We start from the raw sequence: 7597 nt of genomic DNA, 5'->3' as shown, positions 1-7597 counted from the left end.
CACCTTGACGCCGCCGCCCCACCTGCCGCTCAAGATCGACTGGAAAGCGCCTTGCGTGATGACCACGCCGGCCCCCGACTCGGATTTCGCTCCCGCCTCCCCGGGTGATCTCCTGCTGCTCGGCCCCACGCACGTCTTCCACAAAGCCGGCCATTATCTGGTCAAGCGCGACGATCGATTCGTTCTGGAGCATTTCCCCAAGTCTCCGAACGACGTCGAGATCCACGCCGTCGTGCTCGCTCACTGGTGTTCTGCCTAAAGCACCCTTTTGCCCCTAGTCCTCAACCACGTCCACCTGGTCACGCGTGCGTCTTGGCTCACTCCCCACCAAGAAGCGTCGTGAGTAGGTGGTCACCTGCCCCAGGCCGTGGCGAGTTTGCGTGACGAGCTCGCCCGCCAGATACTCCCCGCGCGACCCGATCACCTCCTGCACGGCCTGCGGCTGCACGCTGGCTTCACTCGACTGCACGCGCACGATATAACCGCCGTCCGGCAAGCCGCTGCCCGAACCGAAGGGCCCGGCGCGAAACTGCCCGCCCGTGACCGCCGTGCGCGACTGCCATCGCACCCGGCTCAATTCACGCTCGACCACCACCTGCAGCCGCGTACCCTCCGGCAGGTTGGTCTCCCCGGCCACCATCAGCCGCCGATCGCTTGCAAGCTCGACGTGCGCCGTGACCGCCACCTCCAACGGTTCGGGCTCGCGAGCAGTATCGTCAGCCTGTGTTGCAGCTTCGTGACGCGCGGGCTCGGGCACCGGGGCCGGCTCGTCCGGCTGTTCGTTGCAACCGGCCAGCAGTAGAAGCCCGGCCACCATCGCGATACCTCTGCGTGCTTTAACCATACCCGTTCCTCACCCCGAATCCGAACCCTAGGCTATACCATTAAAGGTGCAAGCGCGTCACTAGCAGCCGGGGGCCTGCCAACGGTATTGGCTCAGGGTTTGCGCGCTGTAACCGTGGGTGTGGGTTTTCAGATCGCTGACGAACGCGGTGGGGCTATCGAACGTCAGCGTATCGACGGAACGGAGGGCGCTTTCGCCTTTGCCACAGGCCACCGACACCCTCGCCCCACCGTTGCAGTGGCGATCTCGATATCGTCACAGGCAATCTCACCCCAGAGCGCCTGAACCACGCCTTGCTGGCTCTGCGCCTGGTCTGGTGTCAGGCACAGGGTTTCGGTTGCGGTAGAGATCGGCGCGTCACCCTCCACTCGTGGTAGGTTGAATATGGTCATGTCGATACGCCATAAGCCGGGATGAACACCGTCCTGCGCCCACAGCGTGCAGAGCAAAAAAAAGGGCTAGCAGGGCCAATGAAGGAAGACGTAGCATGGGGTTCTCTTGATGGCATGGTGGATGAGCAAGGGTGGATGAGCGAGGATAGAAGATCAGATAGGGCTTTGAATACTCTTTTAACAGCCACGCCAACCAGCACCGCCAGCTTTTCAGCCTGATGTACACCCTGCAAACGGCCAGTGTAGCCAACAGCTTGTGGCCATCATGAACGCGCTGAACGAGAAGATGGATAAGGGAACGGTACGGCTGGGACTACCGGAGAAGAATGCGCTGTGGCATTTGCGGTGTGCCCATTGTAGCCCGCGGTATACGACGCAGTGGGGGAATTGATGCGGGCTTATACGGATAAAGGGGGGTATAAAACGTACCAAGGGTTAAGACTTACTTTGCGCTGACTTATCAATAGGTTGATGGTGAAGGCAAACCGGCAAGTGTCTAACTTTCACGGGATAGCCTGATGAATGATGAGTATGAGTAGTAAAAAACCCCCTCAAACCACTATAACGTGGAAAAGAATAGTCATCCAAATCTTCGAAATATTCTTTTTCTTCATCTTCCCCATTCATTACCTTATCAAAAAAGAATGTTTTCCATCTTTCTATAGCCATTTTCATTTTAGGTGAAAAGCAAAAAATTATTAGAATGCAATGATCTTGACCTACTGTGCCAGTAGTATAGCGAGTTACAAGTTGCTTTACTCCTTCAAAGAGATGCCCACTATCATACCTAGTTGAACTAGTAGGTATTTTTCCTAAGACTTTTGATTCACATATAATAGTAAATTGGCCAGCCTGGTTTTCAATAACAATATCAGCGTTCCCCCCCGCTGTTCCAGGACGTGCTGAAACACCGAAGCCATCCAAACGCTCAATTATCCGAGAAGTCCAACCATCTTCTACTGAACCATTAGCAAACTGCAAATGTGCATTTTGCTCTGCTCGAGCAGCAGCTCTATCAATTAAAATATGTACGCCAGCAGCAAAGTCTTCAAACGTCGCTGCTTGGGTACATAACAAATAAGCCTCATCTACACCAGATAACCTATTGACGGCCATATTGCACATTCTCGACCGCCTCTTTATTCAATACGTATTCGACAAAGATAAACTCAGCTATAGAATGCGAGACTTCGCCACTAATAGGATCAATATTCGATCGATTCGACAAATATTTAAAAACATCACCTGCATCTAGGTCGATTCTTTTTTCACGATCGTCTTCAAAGTAATACTTAGCTATCAAAAGATAAGGATATTTATAGCTTAGCTCGCCTATAAAATCCTCAACTTCGTTAAAATCATAAAAATATATTTCAAAAATACTATGAAGCCTAAACTTTGTAAAAACGAGGTTATAATTATCGGCTGGATAGCTTTCCAGAAAGCTTAAAAATTCACATAGTGCTTTATACTCGCGCCACCCCCTCCCATTAGCACTAGGATTATAATAAGTATCTATGAATCTTTTAAGCTTTTCAGACTTCATGCTTGCTACTCAAAGCAACAACTTAGAAAGAAGATAATTATAGTCCGATTCGCCAAAACAATCTAATAGATAAACTTGATCGACAGTTTGTCCTGCTTTAAGAATTAAACGTAAACTACCTTTAACTTTTAGAGAAACCTGATGATCTCCATCATCAGACTTAAAGTCCCAGACTTTTGCGATACTATGACTTTGAAATATTTTATTTACTTTCTCTGTGCCACCAATATGATAGCTTTCGTTTTTTAAATCATCTTTTCTATTTCTTACTTTTTCAGTTCTTTCTACACCCTCTTCAGTAAGAAAATCAAAAGCTACAACTCTACCCAAATCATTTGCAAAATAATAGTCATTTACCTTGCTTAAAAAATCGATAGGGTCATTAATCTTTCCGCCTAAAATACCTTGCACATATTTAATCAGCTTTTTCTGAAAATTAGATGTGTTCATTTTAGACATTGAAACGGCATTGGACAGCCTCAACTCTAAACGCGAGGAGTTATAGTCCAAAACCAGCACATCGATTGACAGCTCAGACACCATCCCTTTTGCAGATACTTCTTTCACATCCTGCATCATACTTAAAGCAGACGGAGTCAAATCTCCTTTATTTAATTGAAATATCTTATAATACTCTCTTCTTGAACCGACTAAGAACACTTTTAATTCATCATTAATCTTAATTGACTTTATGGGTAAAATGTCTTCGCTAATAACTTTAGAATCAGCTGGAAAATCAGGGTAATACCCCGCCAAGCTAGCCGGGTCAGAGCTGAGAAGCTGTTTCTCAATATTATTATCAATAGCACGAAGAGTAGCAGCACTTACGTCATAAAACTGCACGATCTTATTATTATATATAATATACTTTTCCAAAAGCTCTTTTATGCTGCGTATGGCGGTGCGTAAGTCATTCTCATTCATCAAAGAAACATATTTTTCACATGCTTCTTTATGATCATCGCTGATCTTTACCCTAGGGAACTTCAGCGGGTTGAACACTCTCGTTCTAATATGAGATTGACCGATACCATATTTACGAAACAAATCATAAACTTCTGAGAACTCTTGCTGTAATAATTTTTTAGCACTGATTAAAGTATTCATCATATTCCCTTATAGAACTATCAAACAACTCACCCAATCCGAATCTCACACCGCCCAGAATCTCCAGGTCCCCATATCCTGCGGCTTGATCTTCTCCGGCTGATACAGCTGGTTATCACTGATCAGATACAGCGCGCCCCCTGCTAGGCGCTGTATCCACTTGATCCGTCGCTCTCTACTCACCAGCAGCAGGAACACCTTCTTACTGTGGGTCGCCATCAACCCGGTTTACCAGAGTTTTATGGCTATCCGCAAACCACTAGGCCTCAACACCCATTTAGGTTGCGCGATGTCATTTTACTCACCAGTTCGTTGCCCAAAGGAGAAGCCTAGCGCTAAGCAGTCTGCGCTTCTATTAAGCGAGCTTAACCCAATAGCCTCCACATCACTATCGCAATAACGCCCCTTTTTGCTCTCAATTTCCTCGCTCAGTCCAGACGCTGGTGCATGCAGCCTATCCTGAGCTTTCCTGACACTTTCGGACTCGCTGCGCTGGGAGCGCTCCCTTTTCTTCCGTACAATACCGCCCATCCCATTTATCGTGCATGAAACCGGCTCGTCGCTACTGGTTACGCGCCCATGTCGTTTCATCCGCACTCTCATTGTAGCTATATATTCATACAGCTAAAGAACCCATTCCATGACCGATTTTACGAACGAAAACGCCGCCGACCGGGGCCGCCGCTTCTCGGTAGCACCCATGATGGACTGGACGACCCGCGACTACCGCGCGTTCGCCCGTACACTCACCAAGCGCACCCTGCTCTACACCGAGATGGTGACCACCGGCGCCATCCTGCACGGCTCGCCTCGTGAGCGCTTTCTGGGCTACACCGAGGTGGAGCATCCGATTGCGCTGCAGTTGGGCGGCAGCGACGCGGGGGAGCTCGCCGAGTGTGCGGCGATCGCTCAGGAGTGGGGCTATGACGAGGTGAACCTGAACGTCGGCTGCCCGAGCGACCGGGTGCAGAACAACCTGATCGGCGCTTGCCTGATGGGCCATCCGGAGAAGGTGGCGGCGGCGGTGAAGGCGATGCAGGCGGCGGTGTCGATTCCGGTGACGGTGAAGTGTCGTATCGGCATCGACGATCAGGACGAGGATGCCGATCTTGCCCGCTTCATCGATCTGGTGGCGGAGGCTGGCTGCGCCACCTTCACCGTGCATGCGCGCAAGGCGTGGCTCAAGGGGCTCTCGCCCAAGGAGAACCGGGACATTCCACCGCTGAACTACCCGCGCGTGCATCGCTTGAAGGCGGCCAACCCGGCACTGCACATCGGCATCAACGGTGGCATCAAAACCCTCGAGGAGTGTCAGGCGCAGCTGGCGCACGTGGATAGCGTGATGGTCGGGCGCGAGGCGTACCAGAACCCGTGGCTCTTGGCCGGGGTGGATCAGGCGATCTTCGGCGAGCCCGGGCCGGCGGCCAGCCGGCTGGAAGCCGCCCAGGCCTTTCGCCCCTACATCCAGACGCGGCTCGACGAGGGCGCCAAGCTGAATCACATCACCCGTCACCTGCTGGGGCTTTTCCAGGGCTGCCCGGGCGGGCGGCGCTTTCGCCGCCACCTCTCCGAACACGCCCACAAGGAGGGCGCCGGGCTGCGCTTGTATGACGAGGCCCTGAGCCTGGTGCGCGAGCCCGAACTCGAGGCATGAAAAAACCCGCCACGCAGGGCGTGGCGGGTTCGCTTACCAGTGAGCGGTTACTTGCCGGCTTTCTGGCGGTTTTCCATCACGCCCTTCTCGACACGTTCGCCGATGGTCTGGTCGACGTTCTTCCAGTACTCGAATACCCGTGAGAGCACCGGCTCCTCCACTCCATCGGAGACGTGGCCGACGATGTTGCTGACCAGCCGGTCGCGGGCGGCGTCGTCCATCACCTTGTTGACCAGGTCGTTGGCCTGGTTGAAGTCGCCGTCGTCCGGGCGCAGCGTGTAGGCGGCGCGCACGAACTCGCCGTCGGCCTGCCATACCGCGTCTTCCGGGAAGCGCTGCGGGTCGGCGTGGGCGCCGCCCTTGCTGTTGGGGGCGTAGACCGGGTCGGACGTGTTGGTCATGCGCATCCGGCCGCCCTTGGCGTAGCTGTGGAACGGACACTTGGGCTGGTTGACCGGAATCTGCTGGTAGTTGACGCCCAGCCGCGCGCGGTGCGCATCGGCGTAGGAGATGGTACGCGCCAGCAGCATCTTGTCCGGCGAGAAGCCGGTGCCCGGTACCGAGTTGCTCGGCTGGAACGCCGCCTGCTCGATTTCGGTGTGGAAATCCGTCGGGTTGCGATCGAGGGTCATCTTGCCCACTTCCTGCAGCGGGTAGTCGCCGTGCGGCCACACCTTGGTCAGGTCGAACGGGTTGATGCGGTAGGTCTTGGCGTCCTCGAAGGGCATGATCTGGACGTGAAGCGTCCAGGTCGGATGATCGCCGCGCTTGATGGCGTCGAACAGGTCGCGGCGGTGGTAGTCGGCGTCGGTGCCCGCCATCTGGTCCGCCTGCTCCTGGGTCATGCACTTGATGCCCTGGTCGGTCTTGAAGTGGTACTTCACCCAGAAGCGCTCGCCGGCGTCGTTGACCCACATGTAGGTGTGGCTCGAATAGCCGTTCATGTGGCGCCAGGAGGCGGGCACGCCGCGGTCGCCCATCAGCCAGGTCACCTGGTGGGCGGACTCCGGCGACAGCGTCCAGAAGTCCCACTGCATGTCATGATCGCGCAGGCCGTTGTCGGCGCGGCGCTTCTGCGAGTGAATGAAGTGCTGGAACTTGAGCGGGTCGCGCACGAAGAACACGGGGGTGTTGTTGCCCACCATGTCGAAGTTGCCTTCCTCGGTGTAGAACTTCAGCGCGAAGCCGCGCGGGTCACGCCAGGTATCGGGGCTGCCCGACTCGCCGGCCACCGTGGAGAAGCGAGCGACCATCTCGGTCTTCTTGCCCGGCTGCAGGAACGTCGCCTTGGTGTAACGGCTGACGTCGTGGGTCACCTCGAAGTGACCGAAGGCGCCGCCGCCCTTGGCGTGGGGCTGACGATCGGGAATCATTTCCCGGTTGAAGGCCGCCATCTGCTCCATCAGGTAGTGATCGTGCAGCACGATCGGGCCATCGGGGCCGACGGAGAGCGAGTGTTCGTCGCTGGCTACCGGTATTCCTGCATCCGTGGTCGTAAAAGTGGATTTACCGTTCGTCATACCCTTCCTCCATGTCACGATTCGTGGCCTCTTCGGGGCCACTTTCGTTTCGGCTCTATCTCGAGCCATTCATTCATCTGGCTGGCGTGCCAACAGTTATAGTCAATACGTCGGTATCATGCCACGCCAGCGGGGAGCTGCTCAGCTATGGCGTTCATAGCGTGAAGCCATCGACGCCTCCCTCTCCAGACGATCACGGCTATCATTCGTTTGAGGACATGGATCGAGACACAAGCCCCGACTTTTCAGAACATCGGGTCCGGCGCCGGGTCGAGGCTCGACTGGAAGCTTTCGATGGCGGTCTCGGCCTCCTCGATCTCGTCGAAGCGCGCGATGTGGTAGAGTGCCTCGCCTTCGTTGGCCAGCGGCAGGCGGCTCATGCCGATGACGATGCCGTCCGCAATGGCCCGTATGTCGCCTTCGTCGTTGCCGAACGGGTCGGCCACCTTGCCCAGCACCTCGCCCTTGGCGACGCGCGCGCCCAGGCGCACCATCGGGCGCAGGATGCCGTCGATCGGCGCCCGCGCCCAGCTC

General features: G+C 54.7%; 9 protein-coding genes and 1 pseudogene. 3 read left to right on the top strand and 7 right to left on the bottom strand.

Annotated features, from left to right (window positions below; translation table 11 throughout):
• Positions 1–259, top strand: a pseudogene (locus tag BIS11_RS07385) (transcriptional regulator); the annotation flags it as partial.
• 15 nt (positions 260–274) lie between these two features.
• On the opposite strand, the gene BIS11_RS07380 reads toward BIS11_RS07385, so the two are convergent.
• A complete protein-coding gene (locus BIS11_RS07380; RefSeq protein WP_253421763.1) occupies positions 275–844 on the bottom strand; it encodes a hypothetical protein in 570 nt (189 codons plus the stop codon).
• 164 nt (positions 845–1008) lie between these two features.
• Positions 1009–1236: a hypothetical protein gene (locus BIS11_RS07375; RefSeq protein WP_253421765.1), complete on the bottom strand. Its 228-nt coding sequence runs from the start codon at positions 1234–1236 to the stop codon at positions 1009–1011.
• Positions 1237–1492: 256 nt separating this feature from the next.
• Between BIS11_RS07375 and BIS11_RS07370 the strand changes: the two genes are divergently transcribed.
• On the top strand, positions 1493–1627 hold the full coding sequence (locus tag BIS11_RS07370; RefSeq protein WP_367399066.1) for a DUF4113 domain-containing protein: 135 nt from the start codon (positions 1493–1495) through the stop codon (positions 1625–1627).
• A 44-nt stretch (positions 1628–1671) separates the two neighbouring features.
• Here BIS11_RS07370 and BIS11_RS07365 read toward each other — a convergent pair whose 3' ends face one another.
• Genes BIS11_RS07365 through BIS11_RS07355 form a run of 3 tightly spaced genes read right to left on the bottom strand, consistent with a single transcriptional unit; the run spans position 1672 to position 3889 of the window.
• A complete protein-coding gene (locus tag BIS11_RS07365) occupies positions 1672–2361 on the bottom strand; it encodes a hypothetical protein (protein WP_253421767.1) in 690 nt (229 codons plus the stop codon).
• On the bottom strand, positions 2339–2782 hold the full coding sequence (locus BIS11_RS07360) for a hypothetical protein (RefSeq protein ID WP_253421769.1): 444 nt from the start codon (positions 2780–2782) through the stop codon (positions 2339–2341). Before BIS11_RS07360 ends, BIS11_RS07365 begins: the two co-directional genes overlap by 23 nt.
• Positions 2783–2791: 9 nt before the next feature.
• Positions 2792–3889 (bottom strand): hypothetical protein, encoded by a 1098-nt coding sequence (locus BIS11_RS07355; protein WP_253421777.1) that lies wholly within the window; start codon positions 3887–3889, stop codon positions 2792–2794.
• Between the two features lie 640 nt (positions 3890–4529).
• Here BIS11_RS07355 and dusA point away from each other — a divergent pair.
• On the top strand, positions 4530–5543 hold the full coding sequence (gene dusA / locus BIS11_RS07350) for a tRNA dihydrouridine(20/20a) synthase DusA (protein ID WP_253421780.1): 1014 nt from the start codon (positions 4530–4532) through the stop codon (positions 5541–5543).
• Positions 5544–5590: 47 nt separating this feature from the next.
• Here the strand turns inward: dusA and BIS11_RS07345 are convergent, their stop codons facing one another.
• Positions 5591–7063, bottom strand: a complete 1473-nt coding sequence (locus BIS11_RS07345) for a catalase (protein ID WP_253421783.1) — start codon at positions 7061–7063, stop codon at positions 5591–5593.
• A 245-nt stretch (positions 7064–7308) separates the two neighbouring features.
• On the bottom strand, positions 7309–7597 hold a 289-nt coding region (locus BIS11_RS07340; protein ID WP_253585873.1), incomplete at its 5' end, for a succinylglutamate desuccinylase/aspartoacylase family protein.

This window comes from Halomonas sp. 707D4 (assembly GCF_024158685.1).
GTDB lineage: Bacteria > Pseudomonadota > Gammaproteobacteria > Pseudomonadales > Halomonadaceae > Vreelandella.
This window is presented reverse-complemented; position numbering and strand designations above follow the sequence as displayed.